Below are 20757 nucleotides of genomic sequence, written 5' to 3'. Positions count from 1 at the left end.
GGGAGCTACGCGGCGGCGTTGTGCGAGCTGCGGTGAGGTTCGCTACGGAAGCGTGATGCGCGGCCGTCCATCTTGCAGGCCTTCCACACCAGGCGCGAGGCACGGTTCATCAGGCCGGTGTCGGTGGCCAGCATGCGGACGTCACCGAAGTAGTTGCGCAGGGTCTGGCGTGACTCGGGCAGATCCCAGAACAGGTCCTTCTTCACGGACTTCGGGATGTCGAACTGCTTCCAGAAGGACTTCGGCGGGATGACGATGGCGTCACAGAGAATGCGCATGACGATCGGGAACAGCAGCGAGAGGACGAACCGGTTCGGGCGTGACATCAGCGGGATGCGACGGCTCAGAAGCTTGTGCGCGAACGAGATGTGACGCGCTTCCTCGGCTACGTGGATGGCCATGACCGACTGCATGATCGGGTGGATCTGGCCGCCGGCGCGCAGGATGCTCTTCTGAATGTGGTCGATCGGCTCTTCACCGGCGAGGACACCGACGAAGAACAGTTCGGGGAACGGACCCGCAGCGAGGGGGATGAAGGGTGCAAGCATCTTCATCGGACGGCTCATGCCGGGAGCGTCGGCACCGATGCGGTTGACCATCTCCTGGAACATCATCGTGTGGTTGCACTCTTCGACCGACTCGTGCGTGCAGTAGCGCGCCTCGGCCGAATCGTTGGGCAGCGAGAAGACGTACTGCATCATGCCGCGGATCAGAATGTTCTCGAACTGGAGACCGACCTTCGCGACATTGGCCTGGCGCCACATGCCGATTTCGATCTGCCTGGCCTCGGACTGCGACTGGTACCACGGGTGAGCACCCAGCGGATCTGTCTCGGCCGGGAGGATCCAGCGGCGATCGTTCGGGACGACGGCAAACTCGGGGGAGTCCCAGTCGATGTCGAGGTACGGGTCGAAGTGCTTGTGCACCGAGCCCTCGGACAGGAGTCGAAGCGTCTCGTTGTACGAGTCGTCGGATGCTTCTCCGCGCTTGTCGAGCGGCGATGTGAGCGTCATGGCGTCTCCTCTTCGTTTCGGTCACCGCTGGTATTTCTCGCGGTGTTCGGTGGAATCGAGGGCCGGTTGTGTGATCGCTGGCACTCGGTCTGGGTTTAATGTAACCCGAGGTATCAGGAAAAGCTAGTGGCAGATACTCCTGGATCTCGACGAATTCTTGACACGGTCGAAACGGCGCCATAACTTACTTTTGAGTAATTTCCGCGGTGCGCTCGAAGTTGGCTGTTCAGGGATGGGTTCGCACCGAAACGCACGCGAAGATCGAACCGAGGCCGATGTGATCAGAACGCTGCTCAGCAATATTGCCTTGAGTCCGCCGACGCGTCTGCGCTCTCTTGTTCCGTCACGCGGTGTCACGCTCTCCGACAAGACGATCGTTCTGACAGGAGCTTCCTCGGGGATCGGCGAGGCGACAGCTCATCTCTTGGCTCGTCGGGGAGCCGAGATGATCCTGGTCGCGCGCGGTGAGGAAAACCTCGAACACGTACGGGACGAGATCCACCGCAGGGGAGGGTGGGCGCACATCGTGCCTGCGGACCTCTCCCGCGGTGAAGCCGTCGACGAACTCGCGGAGACGATCGCGGATCGATTCGGGTCGGTCGACATCCTCGTCAACAATGCGGGTCGCTCGATCCGGCGTACCGCGTTGGATTCGGTCGACCGATTCCACGACTACGAGCGCACTATGGCACTCAACTACTTCGGACCTACACGACTGACGTTGCGTCTGCTGCCCGCGATGCTCGAGGCGAAGTCCGGACACATCATCAACGTCGGAACCTGGGGAGTCACTGCCGGCGTGATGCCGAGGTTCAGTGCCTACCACGCGTCGAAGTCTGCTCTCAGTGCCTTCGGCCGAAGCCTCGGCGCGGAATGTCACGGCACCGGTGTCGATGTCACCACAGTGCAATTCCCACTCATACGAACACCGATGATCGCGCCGACGGCGGATTACGTGAGCCAGCCGGCGCTGACGGCCGATCAAGCTGCATCGTGGATCTTGAGGGCGATCAATACGCGTCCCGTCGAGCTGTATCCACGGTACGCGGGGCTGTTACGAGCGATTGACGTTGTATCCCCTTCTGTCACTGACGCTCTCGTGCGAAGGGCCGGGATCTGAGGGGCTGGGATCTGAGGGGTTGGGATCTGACCAGAAACGTGCACCAGCACCGGGGCATGGTTCGTCCCCGGTGCTGATGTATTCGATTGTCGCGATTCACGCCGCTGTGGGTGGGCTGTTCCCGCCGATCGGCTGTTGATACGGATCGATCGACATCGGTGGATAGAACACCGTCTTTCGATCCGGTCCGATCTCCACCCGCCATTCCGTGTGGTGCATCGTCCGGTGGTGATGACCGCACAACAAGATCAGGTTGTCGAGATCTGTTGGGCCACCATCGTTCCAGTGAACAATATGATGGGCATCGCACCACCCCGACGGAGTCCCGCACCCCGGAAACGCACACCCGCCATCACGAACTGCCAACGCCCGCCTCTGTGGAACGGTCGCTGTTCTCGCTTCCTTGCCGCAGTCGAGCGGAACACCATTCTCATCCAACAAGATTCGGGTGACGGTGCAGTCGCAGGCGAGCATCCGGGCGGTGTCGATGCTGATCGGGCCCACCCAATCGGTCCACGCGAATCCCAGCTCCTCGGTGGACGGCAAGAGGTCTTTCAGAACTTTAAGGTCCGTCATGTCCTTAGCCGATGCGGTGACCGTGATGTGTGGTTTCACGCCGCCTTCGATCGGACCCAACCCCGCCCGCTCGTACCGGCGCAACAACTCGCAAAACCCGTCCGCCCGTCGTAATGCCGGCGTGCGGGTGTCCTTGACACCGTCCTTCTCCGGCGTCGGAGCCGACAGGCTCGACAGCAGCGTGATCAGACGCGCCCCGTTGACCGCATCCAGATCACCCTTCACCGTTACTCTGCCGTACAAGCCTTTCGAGGCGTAGAACTCATTCCGCTCGGAATCCTCGCCGACCGGGACGCCGTCCTCGCGCTTGCCGTACTGCTTCTCGATCCGCCGGATCGCCGCCCGCACCGCATCACAATCCGCAATGTTCTTCGACGCCAACCCCAACAGAATCCCGCGAGCCTTGTCCACATCCGCCGGGGTCATGTTCTTCGGTGGATGCTGACAGAACGACGCGACCTGACGGGCTTTCAACGCATCAACATCACCACGGTGAAACGCATCGCCGACCACGGGTTCGAGCATCAACAACCGCGCCAACCCGACCAGCAGACTGCACTCACCGATCTCCAGATTCGTCGAACCATGCAACCACTGCGCGATCGCCCGAAAACCCTTCCCACCGAGAACCTCACGGGAAAACATCTCCACGATCAGCAACACCATCCGCGACTGCAACTCGTGCCGGACACGCACCAGATCCAGAACCTCACTCTTGAGGTCCTCGCCATCCAGCTGCCACGCATCCCGACTGTCCATGCCGAAAGCTTAATCGAACAAAGTTTCGAACACAAGAGAATGTGGATCGAAAATTGCTGCTATCAAATCGATTTCGACATTTCGGACAGTCGGTTATAGGCGGGTCGCCGACGTAGTCCACGTGCGCCGACGAGTGCGAGCGCCACCATCAACCCGGAGCGCAACAGCATCACGTCGGAATTGTCTGAGCCCCAGCACATTGTGTAATCGGCGTCGATCATGTTGCCGCCTGTCCCCGGCAAGCGCATGGGTTCAGCCGAGCACCAGGCCCAGGAGTGTCATCGCCAGCGTGATGGGAACGAAGACCACCAGGACCCGCAAGAAATGCCCTCGAACAAGGCCGGTGGATTCGCGAAGATCGACGAGTAGTGGAAGCGCCGGACACGACGGACACCGATTTGTTACTCATCGGTCTGGTGTCGAGTGCGCATCTGCAGTCCCGAGCCAGAACCAATCTTCAGCGCTTCCGGCGGCCGAACAATACGCCGACAGCCGAGATCATGATCAGCGCCACAAGAACGACGACGATGTACGACCTGTCCGCGGCCGGTGCCACCGTTTCGCTTTCTTTGGTCACTGCATCAGTGAATGTACAGCTTATGCCTGGAGGGAACCATCCCCAGAAGTCTGTAATTCCTGCCGCTACCCTCTCCGCCCGGTCGGGAAGGAGATAATTGAATCGTGATGGGATTCCATAGTGATCAATGCACCAGCTGGGCTGATGTTGGAGGCGCAAAGAAAATGCGTCCAACAAATAGACCAAGGTTAGTGCGATCAGCGATATTGCTAAAGACGCTTGGCTTGCTCGTAATAATCGAATCTTCACGACTCGCCCGCAACAGTCACGTCATCATGAGGTGACGATGGTATTGGTTGCTGCGATCCACCGAATCCAGCCGTGCTAAAAATTGACCTGTCGACTTTGGGAGTCGCCGAACTCTCCTGACATCGGTAGTCCAAATCGACCATTCTCGCAGCCCTGCCTCCCATACTCAGCAAAGATAGCACCGTGGACACTTTCTCCGTGCCGAGAAACAATCGATCGTGAGATCGGGGAAGTGGTTACTGCTAGTCCGCGACAAACAGCTCGCTATCCTCATCGAATGGATCAGGCAGTGTCGAACTCGCAGGCAACGAGAAGGTCCGGTGCTCTTCGTTGGGTTGGTTTGGTAAACGCACTTATCGCAGCGTCGGCGTCGGCGATGTATGTCGCAGCGAAATGCCATCTCACCTGGCCCGAACCTGGGGATAGTGCACTCTCGATCGCCGGTGCGATCGTTCTCTGGGTCCTCACCGCGACTGTTGCAATCGTGCTGCTCGGAATATGCTGGTGGCAGCGACGCCGATGGTTGTGGTCCGTTGTCGCTGTTCCGGTTCTCGTGGTGATCGCGCTCGGCATCGCGGCCGCGGGGCAGCCACATTTCGATCAGTATCGGGCAGACTTCGAAACCGTTGCACAGCAACTACTTCAAGAACCTGACGATCCCTATTCCGATGGGTATCATCGTGATCTACGAATCGGCAGATTCGATATCTCCTATGCCAACGTCAGCAGTGAAGGCCACGTCTATTTCTATGACGCACGAGATGGATTGGACATCTTGGACAATCCAGGCTGGGTGTACGCACCCGATGGCGTGTCCGACAAGACCTTCAATCAGCTCCAGTTGGAAGACATCGGGGGCGGATGGTACCGATTCCCTCATCTCGTCGTTGACACGTATTGATCCTCAAACCACCAGACACTCCGCTCGAAGTCTCGGGCGAATGTGGTGACGCCGACCAGCATTCCGGAGGCGAAGGGAAGTAGGAGTACGAAAAGCGTCGTGAAGGTCAAGGCGGTGTCGGTGCGGCAACTGCCACCTCCGTCGTACCAGCGTGAGCAGATGTCCCCGAAGTCCCAACTCTCGCCGAACGCTGAACGAACCAACCTGAAAACGCGGCTGTCAGGATCAGGAGGAATATCACCGCCGCTGGCCGCCCGATCTGCCCTCGGCATTGCCGCCAGGTCGCGCACATCATCGGCAAATACAGCTCGGTGAAGTGCGGATGCGTCTCATGATGAAACAATACTGTTCGTCTGGTGATCCGCACGGATTCCGAAAGCCGATACCCCGGACCTTCTCCGAGGTATCGGCCTGAGGTCAGAGGCAGAAGAAACTGAGCGAACTGATTGCCGCGTTCTGGTCGAGCTGGCCTGCGTCTCCGACGTTGCCGGCGGCGACTGACAGATCTTGAAGGGAGAGAATAGCGTCCATTGTCATTTCCTTTGTTGATCGGCGTTCTTGCCGATGGATTTGATCGATCGAGTTTGCTTGCGGTGTTGATTCAATTCCAGGTTTTTCGCCTGGTACTTCTGTGCTCCAATCTGCCGTGGGTGATAACTTCCGAACAATTAGGCGATGTGGCAGTTCGACGCGCACATCAGTGGAAACGACTGTCGGGCAGTTGCCGATCCGGTATGTCGGAGCGACGCCAGTATTCCTGCAGATCCGGTTGCCCAGTCTGTCGAGAGTCTCAGGTTCTGTTCACCTGGAAAGTGCAGTCCTCCTGCGTGATTGAGGCTGTGTAAGCCCAGAAGCTGCAACTGCTGGGCAAGCGTCTGCTCACAATCGGCGCCGGCATATGGACTCTTGGAGAGTTCGCCGAGGAAGAGAATCAGCCCGGCTCGCCCGTTTAGTAGTCCGGCTTGGGCAGTGAATTCGACGGCGGCAGCGCGGGATATGGCAAGTAGCGCAGACGCGTAGCGCGGCTCGTCGACATGTCGAACAAGTTGAAGAAGTACCAGGCCCACGCCGACGGATCCCGATCCGAGGTACGGCATTGTCCGGCGCTCCTCTCTCAGCTGCATCGAACCGTCAGGGCACATCTGCATCACGGACAGGTCGATGTCGACAAGCTGTCGCGCGTGTTCCAGCGATCGAGGATCACCGGTCCGTTCGTAGTGGCGAGTCCAGAACAGCGCTTGCCCGCTCGGCCCTCTCATCAAGCCTCCGCGACCCGTTGTCGCCCAAGATGTTCCGTCGGTGAAGCGGACGTGTGCGCGAGCAGCCGGAAGGCGATCCCGCAGAGTTTCGGTGACGAGAGCGAGAGTTGACGATGCCGCCGGACATGACTCCGATTCCTCGAGTAGAAGGCACCCGATTCCGGAAAGGCCGCCGAAGAGGCTGGAGTCGAGATCGTCGAGTGGGAGTCCACGCAAAGTCTCGACCCATCTGTCGGCAGTCGAGTGTCGTCCTAGCTGCCGAAAGGTATGCACCGCACCTGCGAGCCCGTCGAAGAAACCGAACCGTGGTTGCGTATCCGAATCAACTTGATGTTCAGTCCATTCCAGAACTGTCTCCAAGGTGTCGGTGGGAAGATCATCGGCGAGTAGGTTTCCGCACGAGCCGTGAGCAATGCCGTAACCGTTCACTTCGAACTGGGCGATGTCACCGGGAAAGAGTCGATCAGCGCGGGAGAGATCAAGTGTGGTGAGGATGCCGCAGCGCAATCGAGCGTCCATACGTTGCAAGGTTTCCCTCGACGACGTGTCCCAACGATGCGGGTGATCCGCCGGTTCCGGCGGCTGTGCGTCGAGCATCGAATAGAGCGAGGCACAGAAGGCACGAGGAAGATCGAATCGAGACACCGCGTAGCCGATGAGTTCGGGAATCTTGTTGCGGTCGAGGGGGAGCAATGTAGTAAGTGGGACAAAGAGTCCCAGCTCGATGCATCCCAAGGAGTATCGATCTGCCTCGATTCCTGTCAACTGTTGCGGTGCGGTGTACCCGGGAGCCCCGGTGGACCGGGGCGGTTGCTCGTCGATGTTGTGGGCCATCTCGAAATCGATGATCCGAATACCCGACGGTGAGCACATCACGTTGCCGGGGTGAAGATCGGCATGAACGATTCCGGCGTTGTGGAAGCTCTCGACTGCGGTAGTCAGCTGTTGTGCAATACCGAGCGCCCAGGTTCTGTATTCCGTTCGGGAGCTGAGTGTCTGATCCGCGCGTATCAGCGGATAGCGGAGCGCAATCTCCTGATTCAGGGGAGCGCCGGGTGCGCGCTCGGTGACAAGAAAGTGGTGTCCTTCGCGCTCGAACAAGTTGAGCGCGGAAGGTGAGTACGGGTTGTCGGCAAGGTGAGTCAGCGTGTCGTACTCGTTGCGGATGCGGTCGATTGCGTACCGGCCGTTGGCGTCCGGGGCGGTGAAGGGCCGACCCTCTTTGATGACCAGATTGATGCCGGCGTCGTCCAGCGCGGAGTAGATCCCCCCGCTGTTGCTGAAGTGCAGGGCTTCAGTGATCGAATAGGGGAAGGCGTCGCGTGATTTCAGCTTGTCTTGCTGCGCGCGAACGAAGTCCGGGATTTGTACCCAGTCTGGAGTTCTGAAGGAAGTGCCGCGCAGATCGGGTTCGAGCGATCCGTCGGGGCGCCGTATTGCCGGGACGCGATCGCCGAATGAATCGTTGGTGTGCATGGGCAGGTACGCGCCGTACCGTAAGTACAGTGGTCCCCGGTTCCATCGCACATCGCTGAGGATGTATGGCCCGTCGGCAGCCGTGACAAGCTCGTCCAGTTCGGTGATGACACGTTGTGTGGCAACGCTATCCGCCGGATAGATCGTGATGAATTTTCCGCTGGATGTTCGATTGGCCTGCTTGCTGTTGGAGAACATGAGGTCTGCTGCCGTCCGAAGAAATTTGAAAGGCACCAGATTGTGGCCGCAATACGCGGAGACGGTATCGAGCAACTCCTGCGCGTTGGCTTGGGTAGCGGAGCAGTGAATCTTCCATCCCTGTTCTGGCAGCACGCTGTCAGGCGGTTGGAAGTAGTTCCACGGTCCGCTTTGGGGACCGCGTCGCCAGAGCGACCAGTCCACCGACTTTGCAGGCTTAAAGTGCTGGTCAGTCGGTGCGTCAGGTCGAGTGACCGTTCTGATTCGGTCGTAGAAATGCGAGTCGGCACGTGTGAATGCAACGTATCGCAGGTCCACGCTCTACCTCCGGGTCAGTCCCCCTGCGGTTTGTCATCGATTGGTGCCACGCCCCGAATCCCCTGTGGCTTGGATTGCTTGTGGCGGAAGGTTATCCGATTCCGGACATTTCGGGCGAAGATTGAAAACCTATCATTCGAAAGTACTAATGAAGGGCGTTGGTCAGGGTTTCCTGATCGTCCAACTTTTTTGTCCGTCCATATTTGCTTCGAGTTCGGTAGCCCTCTCTTGACGGACGGTCCGACTCGGTGGTAATTGTTTAGCGAGCGCTAAGTCAGGATGCTCCCACGATCTCGGTCCGGCATCCGGTGCCACGAACTCGGGTGCCGGACCGCCCCAGCAATGCACGTCCTCGAAGGGAACGAAGATGACCAAGGCAGTGATCGTCGATGTAGTCCGGATCGCGTCCGGCAAGGGAAAGCCGGGTGGAGCACTGTCCGGGACGCACCCTGTCGAACTGATGGCCCACGTTCTGCGTTCCATCACCTCGCGAAACGGCCTCGACCCCGCCCTGGTGGACGACGTGATCGGCGGTTGCGTCGGCCAGGCCGGTGAGCAGGCGCTCAACATCACCCGCAGCGCGGTCCTGTCGGCAGGGTTCCCCGAGTCGGTACCCGCCACCACGATCGATCGCCAGTGCGGATCAAGTCAGCAAGCTGCGCACTTTGCGGCGCAGGGCGTGATCGCCGGGGCCTACGACATCGTGATCGCGGCAGGCGTCGAATCCATGAGTCGTGTCCCGATGGGTACCACGACGATGGGGAAGGATGCTTCCGGTCCGGGCATCGCGGCTCGCTACCCCGAAGGCCTGGTCAACCAGGGAATCTCTGCAGAATTGATCGCCGCCAAGTGGAAGCTTGACCGCGACGCTCTCGACGCATTCTCCGCGCAGTCCCACCAGCGGGCAGCAGAGGCAGCGGCGAAGGGGCTCTTCGACAAGGAGATTCTGCCGATCTCGGTGACCAACGCCGCCGGTGAGACCGTCTCGCATATCTTCGACGAGACGGTTCGCGCGTCTACTACCGCCGAGGGACTCGCCGGCTTGAAGCCGTCGTTCTACTCGGAGAAGTACGCGCAGCGCTTCCCCGAAGCGCAGTGGTCGATCACTCCCGGTAACTCGTCGCCGCTCACCGATGGCGCGTCCGCAGCACTGATCATGAGCGAAGAAATGGCGTCGAAGCTGGGGCTGACCCCGCGAGCTCGTTTCCATTCCTTCTCCGTTGCGGGCGACGACCCGATCTTTATGCTCACCGCACCCATCCCAGCCACCCACAAGGTGCTCGCTCGCGCGGGTTTGAGCATCGACGACATCGACACCTACGAGGTCAACGAGGCCTTCGCTCCCGTCCCGCTCGCCTGGGCTCACGAGTTCGGCGCCGATCCGGCAAAGCTCAACCCGTGGGGCGGCGCGATTGCACTCGGCCATGCCCTGGGGTCCTCGGGTACTCGACTGTTGACCACGATGGTCAACCACCTCGAGGCCACCGGCGGACGCTACGGTTTGCAGACCATGTGCGAGGGCGCCGGCATGGCCAACGCCACCATCATCGAACGCATCTGAAACACATAACCTTTCGAAAGGAACTCTCATGATCGTCAACGACAGCGTCGCCGTCGTCACCGGTGGAGCATCCGGCCTCGGCCTGGCTACGACCAAAGCCCTTCTTGCCGACGGTGCCAGCGTCGTCATCATCGACCTTCCGTCGTCCAACGGTGAAGCCATCGCCAAGGAACTTGGCGACCGGGTCCGCTTCGCGGCTGCAGACGTCACCGACGAGGCTGCGGTCACCGCTGCACTCGACGTGGCCGAGTCCCTCGGACCCCTGCGCGTGGCAGTCAACTGCGCCGGAATCGGCAACGCAGTCAAGACGGTCAGCAAGAAGGGTGCTTTCCCGCTCGACGCATTCAAGAAGGTCATCGACGTCAACCTGATCGGCACCTTCAACGTTCTTCGTCTTGCTGCGGAACGTATTTCGAAGACCGAACCCATCGACGGTGAACGCGGCGTCATCATCAACACCGCCTCCGTCGCAGCCTATGACGGTCAGATCGGGCAGGCTGCGTACTCCGCGTCGAAGGGTGGCGTCGTCGGTATGACGCTCCCCATCGCCCGTGACCTCGCGTCGCTGCTGATCCGCGTCAACACCATCGCTCCCGGCCTGTTCAAGACCCCGTTGCTGGCCGGACTGCCTGAAGCAGCTCAGGCGTCGCTGGGTCAGCAGGTGCCTCACCCCTCTCGCCTGGGCGATCCCAGCGAGTACGGCGCGCTTGCTGCGCATATCGTCTCCAACCCTATGCTCAACGGTGAGACGATCCGCCTCGACGGTGCAATCCGTATGGCACCGCGGTAATTTCGGCTATTCATGACTGGCGAGGTGGAGCCCGTGAATTCGGTGGCAGTGGACTGGAGGACTTTCCCGCCGCTGGTGATGACCGACATCCTGATGGCTTCGCTCGAGCTGTTCGATGAGAACGGTTACCACGGCACGACGGTGCGGCAGATTGCCAACCGTGTCGGGGTAACCGTTCCCGCGCTCTACTATCACCACGCGAACAAAGAGGCAGTCCTCGTCGCTCTGTTCGAGATCTCGATGAGTGAGCTGAATACCAGAACCGAAGCGGCAGAGGTGGAAGCCGGCGAAGATCCGGTACGACGCTTCGCCTTGGTGGTGGAGGCGATTGTTCTCTACATGACCCACCGGTCGCGGCATGCTGCGTTGGACACCGAGATTCGGCATGTCTCACCGGAAAGCCGAAGTCGATACGCCGCCAGTCGTAAGCGGCTCGAGTTGCTCATGCGCAGGATCGTCGACGACGGTGTGGCATCGGGAGATTTCGCGGTCACCGACACCGAAGAGACCGTCCGGGCCATACTCGGTATGGCGCAGTCACTGCCGCGTTGGTTCCAGACCGGCGGGCCGATGTCGCCGACGCAATTGGCGCAGAAGTACGTCGACATCGCTTTTCACACGGTCGGTTATCGTCCGTAAAGTGCATTGCTCGTTAAACGAAGGTGGGCAACAGATTGAAAACCTGTTGCCCACCTTCAGTATTCATGCTTCAGCATTCACTCCGTGTCAGAGGCGAGTGACTTCGAGTCCGCCTTCGTGGTAGTCGGCCCTCAGACGCTTCTTGTCGAACTTGCCGACGCTCGTCTTCGGAACTTCCTGAACCACAGCCCAGTTCTCGGGGAGCTGCCACTTGGCGACCTTGTCCGAAAGATATTGCTGGAGTTCGGACATCGTGGTCTCGGAACCGGCGCGCAGAACAACCGCGACCAACGGGCGCTCGTCCCACTTCTCGTCCGGCACGCCGATGACGGCAGCTTCGGTGACGTCGGGGTGACCCATGACGGCGTTCTCGAGGTCGACCGATGAGATCCATTCGCCGCCGGACTTGATGATGTCCTTGGAGCGGTCGGACAGGCTCAGGAAGCCGTCGGCCGTGATGGATCCGACGTCACCGGTCTTGAGCCAGCCGTCGTTGAACTTGTCTTCCGCATCGACGCCGTAGTACGACCCGGTGATCCAGGGGCCGCGCACTTCGAGCTCGCCGACGGAAACGCCGTCGTGTGCAACAACTTTGCCGTCGTCGTCGATGAGACGTGCCTCGACGGATGCCGGGAAGCGGCCCTGAGAGTAGCGGTACTTCCACATCGCGTCGCCGGTGACACCGGCCGGCGGGCGGGCAACGGATCCGAGTGGGGAGGTTTCGGTCATGCCCCAGGCGTGCAGGACGGAGACGTTGTGGTCGGCTTCGAATGCGTGCATGAGGGCAGGCGGTACCGCGGAGCCGCCGATCAGAACCTCACGCATCGAGGAGATGTCCTGTGGGTTCTGCTCGAGGTAGAGGTGCAGGCCCTGCCAGATGGTGGGTACGGCCGCGGCGAACGTCGGCTTCTCGCTGGCGATGATCGCAGCCAACGGAGCAGGCTGGAGGAAGCGATCGGGCATGATCAGCGAGGCGCCGATCATGAACGCGGCGTAGGGAAGTCCCCACGACATGGCGTGGAACTGAGGCACTACGGCGAGTGCACGATCGCCCTGCGCGAGGTTGGGGCCGTCGCTCATGCAGACCTGCATGGAGTGCAGGTAGATCGAGCGGTGGGAGTAGACGACGCCCTTGGGGTCGCCCGTGGTGCCGGACGTGTAACACATTGCGGCAGCACTGAGTTCGTCGACCTCGGGCCAGTCGAACTCGGTTGGCTGATCGGCGATCAAGCCCTCGTATGTGTGAACCTGCACGCCCTCGGGAGCTTCGAGTCCCGCAGTGGAGGAACCGGTGACGATGATGTGCTTGACGGTTGTCAGCGACGGAAGCTGCGGAGAGAGAAGCGGAATCAGGGACGGATCGACGATGATCACGCGGTCCTCGGCGTGATTGGCGACGTGGATCAACTGCTCGGGGAACAGGCGAATGTTCAGCGTGTGGAGCACAGCACCCATCGAGGGGATCGTCAGGTACGCCTCGAGGTGCTCGGAGTTGTTCCACATGAACGTGGCGACTCGCTCGTCACCCTCGACACCGAGTCCGCGCAGGGCGTGCGCAAGCTGTGCGCAGCGCTTGCCGACGTCTGCGTATGACACACGGCGCGGGCCGGACTCGGTCCACGTGACAACCTCGGAAGCGCCGTGAACGGAGGCACCGTGGCGGAGAAGTTGAGCAATGGAGAGGGGGGCGTCTTGCATGGTGCTCAGCATGGGCTGCTCCTGTGTGGTGTGTGAGACCGGTGCTTTTGCCCACGGGCCCTCACAAACGATGTGCTGTGGCTGCCAGATTAGTCACAGCTGCGAAGTGCTCGCTAGTGACCCACTGCACTAGCGAAAAACCACGCTATGAGTAGCGCTCCCGGATCGACCACTCCGCGAGCGGCTTCGCCCACATAACTTGCACGTCCGCGGTTCGCGAGCATGGTTTCGGTCGACTCCGCGCCGGCCGCCGCCGCTGCCGCTGCGCTGGCCAGAGCAGCGTCCCGATCGGCTCCCGAGTTCACGGATTGCTCCAACGACTCGACCGCCGGAACTATCGCGTCGACCATCGTCTTGTCGCCGACGCGTGCGCCGCCGAGCGAGGTGATGTTGTCGAGCCCCGCCCGTGCTGCAGTCGCGATCGCACCGAGGTCGAGTTCGGAGTCCGCTGATTCTGCGGCGACGCGGAAGAAATGCCGGAACCAGATGCCGAACAACGCGCCGGACGTACCGCCGGCGTGACCGAGGTACGCCTGGGAGACTGCATCGAATATCGTTGCAGTGGAATAGGTGTCACGGATCGCCGAGATGTCGAGCTGATCCAGTGCGGCCACCATGTTGGTCCCGAAGTCGCCGTCTCCTGCTCGTCGGTCGAGATCGGTCAGGGCAGGTTCCTGCTCCAGTACCTTCGCGGCCCAGTCCGCAATCCAGCCGCCGACGAAGCTGCTTTCGGCAGTGCGTGAGGTGTCGGGTGTGAATGTGGGACCGAATGATTCACGCTTGCCCATGCCGCTGTACTCACGTGCCATAGCATTCGGCCAGGCGGGCGCTTTTGTTGGCGCGTCCCATAATTCGAGGATTTCTTTGTTTGTGCGAACAAGGGTGATGGATGCTCCGGCCATGTTCAATGCAGTGACGAACGTTCCGATCAGCGTCCGCTCGATGTGAATTCCCTGGTCGGCCAGATAATCTCCGAGTTCGGCGAACAGTAGTTGCAGCTCCATTGGGTGGGTGGCTCCCAGCCCGTTGACGACTGCAATGACGTGATCACCTTCGGCGAGACTCAGGGACTCGATGATCGGATCCGTCAGCCGTCGCACCAATTCCGGTGCGGGCAGGGCGTCCACGCGTTCTGTGCCGCGTTCGCCGTGGATTCCGATACCGAGTTCCATCTGCCCCTCCGGCAGGTCGAACGACGGCTCGTCAGACCCCGGCAAGGTGCATGGGCGAAGAGCGACGGCCATGCTGCGAGCCGAGTGCGCGACGTGTTGTCCGATCCGGGTCACCTCGGCCAGGTCGTCACCGCGGGCGGCCGACGCGCCGCAGACCTTCTCCACCACGATCGTTGCCGCAGTGCCGCGTCGCCCCGGGCCGCTACCGTCTGCGCGTTCGGTCGCGACGTCGTCGTCGACCAAGACGACGTCCGTGTCGATCTTGTCCTCGCGGAGTAGTTCCCGTGCGATACCGAAATTCATCACGTCGCCGGTGTAGTTCTTCACGATGTGCAGGACGCCGCCACCGGCGTCGGCAGCTTTGGATCCTTCATGGATCTGCAGTGCGTTGGGTGAGCTGAAGATCAACCCGGGACAGACGGCCGTGAGCATTCCTTCGCCGATGAATCCGGCGTGCATGGGTTCGTGACCCGAGCCGCCGCCGGAGACGAGCGCGACTCGCCCGCGCGGAAGGGGCTGTGCACGAGTGAGGTATCCGGGATCGGGGTTCCACGCGATGTCGTCGGTGGATGCGATCAACCCGCGGAGTGCGTCGGGAACAAATGTCTTTGCGCTGCGCATGAACATCACTTCAGAGTAGGTCTAACGTCGAGTTCGGGCACGGATCGTGATCGACGAGAGGTGGACGGCGTGAAATTGGGGTTGGTACTTGCCGGTGGCGGTGTTGCGGGAATCGCCTGGGAAACCGGTTTTCTGTTGGGCGTTCAGGACAAATCGCCGGACGCTGCCGCAGCGCTGCTGGCAGCGGACGTATTGATCGGCACTTCTGCAGGTTCCACCGTGACTGCTCAGATTGCGGGCGGCGCGACACTTCAGGAGCTTTTCGACGCACAAACGGCCGCTGCGACCGCTGAGATCGATCCGGAGGTAAATGTCGAAGTCCTCGGTCAGATGTTCGTCGACGCGATCGCGGGCTCCGCGGATCGGTCCGAACAACTTCGTGCGCTCGGCGAGGCAGCGATGGCCGCCGACACCGTCGAACCCGCCGTGCGTCGTGCGGTCATCGAGGCAAGGCTGCCCAATCGGTTGTGGCCCGAGCGGGAGTTGCGCATCCCGGCGATCAACGCACAGACCGGTGAGTTGAGGGTGTTCGGCAGTGCTGACGGCGTAGACCTGATCGACGCAGTTGGAGCGAGTTGCGCCGTACCAGGGGTGTGGCCGGTGGTCACGATCGACGGCGACCGGTACATGGACGGCGGAATGGCAAGTGGCTCGAATGTTCATTTGGCTGCCGACTGCGATGTGGTCGTGGTTCTTTCACCTGCTGCCGATCCCGCCCCGAATCTGCTGGGCGGCAGCCTACGAGAGGAAATCGACGCGATGACGCAGTCACGGGTACTGGCGGTCTTCGCCGACGACGCCGTCGTGGAAGCGATCGGAACCAACTCCCTCTCGCCGGCGACAAGGCGCCCGGCAGCTGAACTGGGACGCGAACAGGGTCGCCGAACAGCTGACGAGATCGCTGCGTTTCTGGTGACGGCATGAGCGCCGCACGGATTGCCGTGGTCCTGCGCCCGGAGCAATCCCCGGAAGATCTGGTTCGGCATGCGGGGTATGCCGACGAAGTTGGTATCGACGAGGTCTGGCTGTGGGAGGACTGCTTCTTCGGTGGAGGAATAGCCACTGCTGCAACTGTATTGGCCGAAACCACGCGCCTGGGAGTGGCGATCGGTGTGCTGCCGACGCCGATGCGCAACACCGCGATCACGGCGATGGAGATTTCGGCGCTGGCCAGAGTTCATCCGGATCGACTGCGGGTTGGCTTCGGCCACGGTGTTCAGAGTTGGATGCGGCAGATCGGCGCCAAGGTCGAATCGCCGTTGACCCTCCTCCGGGAGCAGTTCGGAGCACTCGAGCGATTACTGCGCGGTGAGTCGGTGACGGTATCCGGTCGATACGTGAATCTCACGGACGTCAAGCTGGCGTGGCCGCCCGAGAAGGTGCCGCAGTTGCTCGTCGGTGCCACGGGGCCAAAGACTTTGGCGCTCAGTGGTGAGTTGGCGCAGGGCACCGTGCTCTCGGGTGGGACGACCCCGGAAGGCGTTCGCCGGGCGATCGCTCATATCGGAGCGCAGGATCTCGAGGTGGTCGTTTACGTCATCTGTGCATTTGGTTCCAGCGGTCGTGAGCGCGCCCTTGCCGAGGCAGCAGCGTCAGGGTGCGAGTCGCCGGAGGAAGCGATTGCCGTGGGGACCGCGGCCGACGTTGCGGCCGCAGCAGTGCGATGGGTGGACGCGGGTGCAACCACCGTGGTACTCCAACCGACCGTTGACGAGCCGGACGTCCGTGAGTTCATTCGCCTTGTCGCGCAGGAGGTTCAACCGCTGATGGTGTAGCTCAGGCGGCTAGTCGGGACAGAACGTCGTCGATGTCGGCAGTGCTCACGTCTCGATGTGTCACGAACCGAACCTTCCCGGCGACGGTGACTGCACCGACGTCGACAGCGGCGAGCTGAGCAACGGTGGCCGACGGATCGGCTGTGGCGGCGAGAACGATGTTGGTTGCGGGTTCGTCGACAGCCCAACCGCGTTCACGAAGGCCCGACGCCAGGCGTTGCGCATTGTCGTGATCGTCGGACAGGCGAGCTTGTGAGCGAAGCGCGACGATGCCGGCTGCGGCAAGCACCCCGCCCTGGCGAACGCCGCCGCCGAGCATCTTGCGGATCCTTCGGGCTTCGGTGATCAATTCAGGTGATGCGGCCAGAATCGAGCCGACCGGCGCACCGAGTCCCTTGCTCAGGCACACCTGGACGGTATCGGCGCCGGAAGTCAATTCGGTGGGCGAAACATCGAGTGCAGCAGCGGCATTCCAGAGGCGGGCGCCATCGAGGTGAATCTTCAAGCCGCGTGATCTCGCCGCGTCGACCAGTTTCGTCCACTCCGTCGGATTCATGACGGCGCCGCCGGCGAAATTGTGGGTGTTCTCGAGACAGAGCAGCGTGGTGTTCAACGTGAAGTACGGGCCGGGGGAGCCCGCCGCCTTCACGACGGTCTCGGGACTGGGACGTCCGGGTCCGCCGTCGTGCGGCAGCGCCATCGGCATTCCCTGTGCGAGCCAAGCAGCGGTGCCCAACTCTGACCCCAAGACGTGAGAGTGTTCCGGTGCGAGGAACTGATCGCCGCGGCGAAGGTGCAGCATCAGCGCAATCAGGTTGCCCATCGATCCGCTCGGTACCCACATGGCCGCCGGAAAGCCCAGAGTATGTGCGACCTCTTCCTCGAGCGCCGCCATGGTCGGGTCGTGATCGAGGACGTCGTCACCGACCTCGGCGTCAGCCATCGCCTTCCGCATCTCCGCATCAGGCTTGGTGACGGTGTCCGAGCGTAGGTCGATGTACGACGAAGTCATGGCTCATTCGATCAAGCCGCGTGTTCCGGCGTCAAACCGCGGCCTTTGCTGGACGGCTATTCCGGCCTGATAAATCAATATCGCTGAGGATGCCTTCCGTGTGATGATGGGCGCCGGCAATCGTCGGTGAAGAGAACAAGAAGTGGAAGGGGACAGGCATGCGCGACTCGAAGCAAGCGTTGCACCTGCGCGGGCACTCACCCCGCGGCATTTCCCTTCCTGCATTCGGGGAACAGAGTGGCGCTGGATATATGCCGTTCCCTGCTTCTTGTATTTGCTCCTGACCCGTCCTCGTGTCCAGGAGTTCCACTCCTCGACATGAACTGAGACGTCTCATGCGGAACCCGAACCGCGCATCTACCGCCGCTTCTCACAGCTGGATGAACCGGTCCGTCCGGGTACTCAACGCAACGTACGAGTACCTCGGTGAAGTGAGCGCCGATCGTGCGGTCGTCCTGATCGCCACCGGTTCTGCGCAGTCCACCGAAGACGTGATCCCGATATTTCCGGTGCGCTCCAAGCACGTCGAGATCCCACTGCCTCGGACGATCCTGCTTGCCGAGTACGTGTATGTCGCCCACCGGGTTACGGTCACCGATTCCAGCCGAGCGACCTTCGCCGGCATCTTCGACCGGGACGGTCGTCAATGTGCGTACTGCGCCGCCAGAGCAACGACCATCGACCACGTCCAGCCGCGAAGCCGCAACGGGCCCAATACGTGGGGGAATCTGGTGGCGTGCTGCAGTTCCTGCAATCAGCGCAAAGCGGATCGCACACCGGCTGAGGCCGGCATGCGGCTGCTGTGGGAACCGAAGGCACCTCGACGCATCGAGAAAGTGCAGCAGAAGATCTGGCGTGAATTGAGTCGGACGTGACGGTCGAAAGGAGTAAGTGATGTGCGCTGACGAAATCTCGAATCTGGCTGAGCTTCTGCCGATCTCGGACGACCGAACCTGGTGGCAGGCGGAATGTCGAGGAGACCCCGAGCCGGACCGCTGGTTTCCCTTCCCGTCCGAGGGATACGACTACGCGACCGACGTGTGCAACAGGTGCCCGATTGCGGAATCGTGTCGTGAATTCGCCTCTGCCACTGGTCAGACCGGAATCTGGGGTGGAGTGAAGTTCGAGCAGGGCAGGATCGTCGCGGCGTGAGGGATCAGATTCCCGGCTCCGCGGCGATCGTACCGGCCGATACCGCCCGGCACAGAGCGTCGTGGTCACGTTCGGTTTGATCGGCGTAGAGCCGAGCAAACCGGGTGAGGGCGGTGTCGACCGTGTCCGAGGTTCCCAGGTAACCGGAAATCAGTGACGCGCCACTGGTTCGTGCGTGTCCTTTGGCCAGTAGGCGACCGCAGATCGCGACATAGTCGGTCAAGGCTGCTGCATCGATATTGTTCAGGTCCACAGAACCTTTCATGTTCCGGAACTGACGGACGTAGTACTGGCGGTCGTCCACGGTGCACCACCCGAGCAGTGGATCGCTGACTGTCTGGAGAGCCTGCTGGTATTCCGCGACGCGTCGTCCTTGATGGTAGTGCCAGGCCGAGTCGCCGTGCACGAAGGGGGCGACGACGGATCGGCGAGCCTGCTTGAGCTGCAAGAAGATGACGTCGTCCGGGATGCTCCCTTCACACAAGGCGACATACGCACGCAGAGCGACGCTTCCGACTCCGACAACCCGGTGCGCAACGTCGATGACGTTGTATCCCGAGACGACTCGGCGCCAGTGTGGTGCAAGGGTTTCGAGATACTCGTCCAGACCCTCCAGGAGGAAGTCGGTGTCCTGCGGCGTGAGTCGTGTTGTGAGCGGTGGGTTCTCGAGCAACTGGCGCCGTCCGTGATCCTCCACAGTGAACCGGGGCACCGCGTGATCGCTCGTACGCCGTCGTGCGCGCTCCGCGGCGCGGCGGATCTCGGCCAGCAACCCGGGATCAGTGACGTGGTCGGTGAGTCCGTCGAGATCGACCCGGTCGAAGGAGCGATCGAACAGTGGACGCTCGGACAGCTTTGCCAAGTGGAGGCGATATGCGGACACACACGAGGTTGTCGCTGTTTTGCATTGAGCTTCGGTGAGACCGTTCTGCCGCCCGGCCACCCAGATGCTCGCAGCCAACCTTCTCAGGTCCCATTCCCAGGGGCCCGGATGTGCTTCGTCGAAATCGTTGAGGTCTATGACAAGTTCGCGTTCCGGGGACCCGTAGAACCCGAAGTTTCCGACGTGCGCATCCCCGCAGATGACGGGAGTGATGCCGGTGGACGGGAGCTGCGCCATGTCCTCTGCCATCAAGCCGGCGGTACCGCGCAGGAAGCCGTACGGTGAAGCGACCATGCGTCCCACACGAATCGGAACCAACCAGTCGAGTCTTCCCTCGTGTGCCGTGTTGACCTGATCGACCGGATCGCGTCGGTTGGGCGGGGGCGTCCAATCACCGAGCGACGATCGTGCTACTCGCTTGCGCAGGCCCTTCCCGATTTTGCGACGCTCACTGCGGGGCGTCTGACGCGCCCGCAAAGTCGCCCTGCCGTCCGGTTCGTTCTCGAGAGCCAGCTGACCGGCAGGCCTGTTCACCGGGTCCATGTCGGGCTCTCTTTCGTCGGGCGTGCGAAACTCGCGCTCGATCCTATGCCCGCTGGATTGCGCGCCGCGCGACGAGTTCCTTAACTACCCGCCTGGGCAATCAACTCGACAGCGCGGTCGGCGCACAGTTCCGGGTCCGGCATTCTCCCGATACCGAGGCATTCGACAACGGCGAACGACGTATCCGGTGTCGTTTCCACGCCGAGCGCCCACCCGAAGTAGTGATTCCAGGCGAGTACGGCTCGGTGGCCACTGTGCTGCGGAATCTCGCTGCCCAGAACGAGTACTGCGTCGAACGCGGGGCCGTCGCACCAGATGACCGATTCGGCGAAGGTGGAGCTGGCGACGGCGACTACGTACCTGTGACAAGTCGATTCACTCGGAATGGCGATGTGTGCACGCATGGTCGCTCCTCCGGCTCGGTTGCGATCGGAGGGTTCCCCGTTGCCGGCGCCGAAAAAACGC

General features: G+C 61.5%; 17 protein-coding genes. 9 read left to right on the top strand and 8 right to left on the bottom strand.

The window, feature by feature from the left end:
* Positions 1 to 5 precede the first annotated feature (5 nt).
* Complete coding sequence (locus tag AC3WQS_RS21925; protein ID WP_003943163.1) at positions 6 to 1013, bottom strand: AurF N-oxygenase family protein; 1008 nt, start codon at positions 1011 to 1013, stop codon at positions 6 to 8.
* A 232-nt stretch (positions 1014 to 1245) separates the two neighbouring features.
* Between AC3WQS_RS21925 and AC3WQS_RS21920 the strand changes: the two genes are divergently transcribed.
* Complete coding sequence (locus AC3WQS_RS21920) at positions 1246 to 2133, top strand: SDR family oxidoreductase (protein WP_492711775.1); 888 nt, start codon at positions 1246 to 1248, stop codon at positions 2131 to 2133.
* Positions 2134 to 2229: 96 nt separating this feature from the next.
* Here AC3WQS_RS21920 and AC3WQS_RS21915 read toward each other — a convergent pair whose 3' ends face one another.
* A complete protein-coding gene (locus tag AC3WQS_RS21915; protein ID WP_492711773.1) occupies positions 2230 to 3468 on the bottom strand; it encodes an HNH endonuclease signature motif containing protein in 1239 nt (412 codons plus the stop codon).
* A gap of 1103 nt (positions 3469 to 4571) precedes the next feature.
* Between AC3WQS_RS21915 and AC3WQS_RS21910 the strand changes: the two genes are divergently transcribed.
* On the top strand, positions 4572 to 5195 hold the full coding sequence (locus AC3WQS_RS21910; RefSeq protein WP_355332588.1) for a hypothetical protein: 624 nt from the start codon (positions 4572 to 4574) through the stop codon (positions 5193 to 5195).
* 668 nt (positions 5196 to 5863) lie between these two features.
* Here AC3WQS_RS21910 and lanKC read toward each other — a convergent pair.
* A complete protein-coding gene (gene lanKC / locus AC3WQS_RS21905) occupies positions 5864 to 8446 on the bottom strand; it encodes a class III lanthionine synthetase LanKC (RefSeq protein WP_492711770.1) in 2583 nt (860 codons plus the stop codon).
* A 367-nt stretch (positions 8447 to 8813) separates the two neighbouring features.
* On the opposite strand from lanKC, the gene AC3WQS_RS21900 reads away from it, so the two are divergent.
* The 3 genes from AC3WQS_RS21900 to AC3WQS_RS21890 are packed head-to-tail and all read left to right on the top strand — an operon-like array spanning position 8814 to position 11436.
* A complete protein-coding gene (locus AC3WQS_RS21900; protein WP_020971181.1) occupies positions 8814 to 10007 on the top strand; it encodes a thiolase family protein in 1194 nt (397 codons plus the stop codon).
* A gap of 28 nt (positions 10008 to 10035) precedes the next feature.
* Positions 10036 to 10797, top strand: a complete 762-nt coding sequence (locus AC3WQS_RS21895) for a 3-hydroxyacyl-CoA dehydrogenase (RefSeq protein WP_003942978.1) — start codon at positions 10036 to 10038, stop codon at positions 10795 to 10797.
* Positions 10798 to 10809: 12 nt separating this feature from the next.
* Positions 10810 to 11436: a TetR/AcrR family transcriptional regulator gene (locus AC3WQS_RS21890; RefSeq protein ID WP_029256551.1), complete on the top strand. Its 627-nt coding sequence runs from the start codon at positions 10810 to 10812 to the stop codon at positions 11434 to 11436.
* Between the two features lie 87 nt (positions 11437 to 11523).
* Here the strand turns inward: AC3WQS_RS21890 and AC3WQS_RS21885 are convergent, their stop codons facing one another.
* Positions 11524 to 13146, bottom strand: coding sequence for a long-chain fatty acid--CoA ligase (locus tag AC3WQS_RS21885; protein ID WP_019745828.1), 1623 nt, complete (start codon positions 13144 to 13146; stop codon positions 11524 to 11526).
* A 101-nt stretch (positions 13147 to 13247) separates the two neighbouring features.
* Positions 13248 to 14933, bottom strand: a complete 1686-nt coding sequence (locus AC3WQS_RS21880; protein ID WP_041815377.1) for a dihydroxyacetone kinase family protein — start codon at positions 14931 to 14933, stop codon at positions 13248 to 13250.
* A 54-nt stretch (positions 14934 to 14987) separates the two neighbouring features.
* On the opposite strand from AC3WQS_RS21880, the gene AC3WQS_RS21875 reads away from it, so the two are divergent.
* Entirely contained in the window at positions 14988 to 15851 is an 864-nt protein-coding gene (locus AC3WQS_RS21875) for a patatin-like phospholipase family protein (protein WP_416315919.1), read from the top strand.
* A complete protein-coding gene (locus AC3WQS_RS21870) occupies positions 15848 to 16702 on the top strand; it encodes an LLM class flavin-dependent oxidoreductase (RefSeq protein WP_020971177.1) in 855 nt (284 codons plus the stop codon). Before AC3WQS_RS21875 ends, AC3WQS_RS21870 begins: the two co-directional genes overlap by 4 nt.
* A gap of 1 nt (position 16703) precedes the next feature.
* Here the strand turns inward: AC3WQS_RS21870 and AC3WQS_RS21865 are convergent, their stop codons facing one another.
* The gene (locus AC3WQS_RS21865; protein ID WP_492711767.1) at positions 16704 to 17714 is read right to left on the bottom strand and encodes a threonine aldolase family protein; all 1011 of its coding nucleotides are present in this window, start codon (positions 17712 to 17714) and stop codon (positions 16704 to 16706) included.
* Between the two features lie 335 nt (positions 17715 to 18049).
* Between AC3WQS_RS21865 and AC3WQS_RS21860 the strand changes: the two genes are divergently transcribed.
* A complete protein-coding gene (locus AC3WQS_RS21860) occupies positions 18050 to 18589 on the top strand; it encodes an HNH endonuclease (RefSeq protein ID WP_031333862.1) in 540 nt (179 codons plus the stop codon).
* A 19-nt stretch (positions 18590 to 18608) separates the two neighbouring features.
* Positions 18609 to 18866, top strand: coding sequence for a WhiB family transcriptional regulator (locus AC3WQS_RS21855; RefSeq protein WP_003943196.1), 258 nt, complete (start codon positions 18609 to 18611; stop codon positions 18864 to 18866).
* Between the two features lie 4 nt (positions 18867 to 18870).
* On the opposite strand, the gene AC3WQS_RS21850 is transcribed toward AC3WQS_RS21855, so the two are convergent.
* Both AC3WQS_RS21850 and AC3WQS_RS21845 read right to left on the bottom strand, forming a co-directional pair.
* Entirely contained in the window at positions 18871 to 20292 is a 1422-nt protein-coding gene (locus tag AC3WQS_RS21850) for a DUF2252 domain-containing protein (protein ID WP_492711765.1), read from the bottom strand.
* Positions 20293 to 20372: 80 nt separating this feature from the next.
* Entirely contained in the window at positions 20373 to 20696 is a 324-nt protein-coding gene (locus AC3WQS_RS21845) for a DUF6292 family protein (protein WP_019745820.1), read from the bottom strand.
* Positions 20697 to 20757: the final 61 nt, after the last annotated feature.

The sequence above is a fragment of the Rhodococcus sp. FW305-130 genome (assembly GCF_058788335.1).
This window is presented reverse-complemented; position numbering and strand designations above follow the sequence as displayed.

Bases quoted from the DNA above. Each gene is read 5' to 3' on its own strand.
- AC3WQS_RS21925 (WP_003943163.1), bottom strand. From the start codon at position 1,013: ATGACGCTCACATCGCCGCTCGACAAGCGCGGAGAAGCATCCGACGAC.
- AC3WQS_RS21920 (WP_492711775.1), top strand. From the start codon at position 1,246: ATGGGTTCGCACCGAAACGCACGCGAAGATCGAACCGAGGCCGATGTG.
- AC3WQS_RS21915 (WP_492711773.1), bottom strand. From the start codon at position 3,468: ATGGACAGTCGGGATGCGTGGCAGCTGGATGGCGAGGACCTCAAGAGT.
- AC3WQS_RS21910 (WP_355332588.1), top strand. From the start codon at position 4,572: ATGGATCAGGCAGTGTCGAACTCGCAGGCAACGAGAAGGTCCGGTGCT.
- AC3WQS_RS21900 (WP_020971181.1), top strand. From the start codon at position 8,814: ATGACCAAGGCAGTGATCGTCGATGTAGTCCGGATCGCGTCCGGCAAG.
- AC3WQS_RS21895 (WP_003942978.1), top strand. From the start codon at position 10,036: ATGATCGTCAACGACAGCGTCGCCGTCGTCACCGGTGGAGCATCCGGC.
- AC3WQS_RS21890 (WP_029256551.1), top strand. From the start codon at position 10,810: ATGACTGGCGAGGTGGAGCCCGTGAATTCGGTGGCAGTGGACTGGAGG.
- AC3WQS_RS21885 (WP_019745828.1), bottom strand. From the start codon at position 13,146: ATGCTGAGCACCATGCAAGACGCCCCCCTCTCCATTGCTCAACTTCTC.
- AC3WQS_RS21880 (WP_041815377.1), bottom strand. From the start codon at position 14,933: ATGTTCATGCGCAGCGCAAAGACATTTGTTCCCGACGCACTCCGCGGG.
- AC3WQS_RS21870 (WP_020971177.1), top strand. From the start codon at position 15,848: ATGAGCGCCGCACGGATTGCCGTGGTCCTGCGCCCGGAGCAATCCCCG.
- AC3WQS_RS21865 (WP_492711767.1), bottom strand. From the start codon at position 17,714: ATGACTTCGTCGTACATCGACCTACGCTCGGACACCGTCACCAAGCCT.
- AC3WQS_RS21860 (WP_031333862.1), top strand. From the start codon at position 18,050: ATGCGGAACCCGAACCGCGCATCTACCGCCGCTTCTCACAGCTGGATG.
- AC3WQS_RS21855 (WP_003943196.1), top strand. From the start codon at position 18,609: ATGTGCGCTGACGAAATCTCGAATCTGGCTGAGCTTCTGCCGATCTCG.
- AC3WQS_RS21850 (WP_492711765.1), bottom strand. From the start codon at position 20,292: ATGGACCCGGTGAACAGGCCTGCCGGTCAGCTGGCTCTCGAGAACGAA.
- AC3WQS_RS21845 (WP_019745820.1), bottom strand. From the start codon at position 20,696: ATGCGTGCACACATCGCCATTCCGAGTGAATCGACTTGTCACAGGTAC.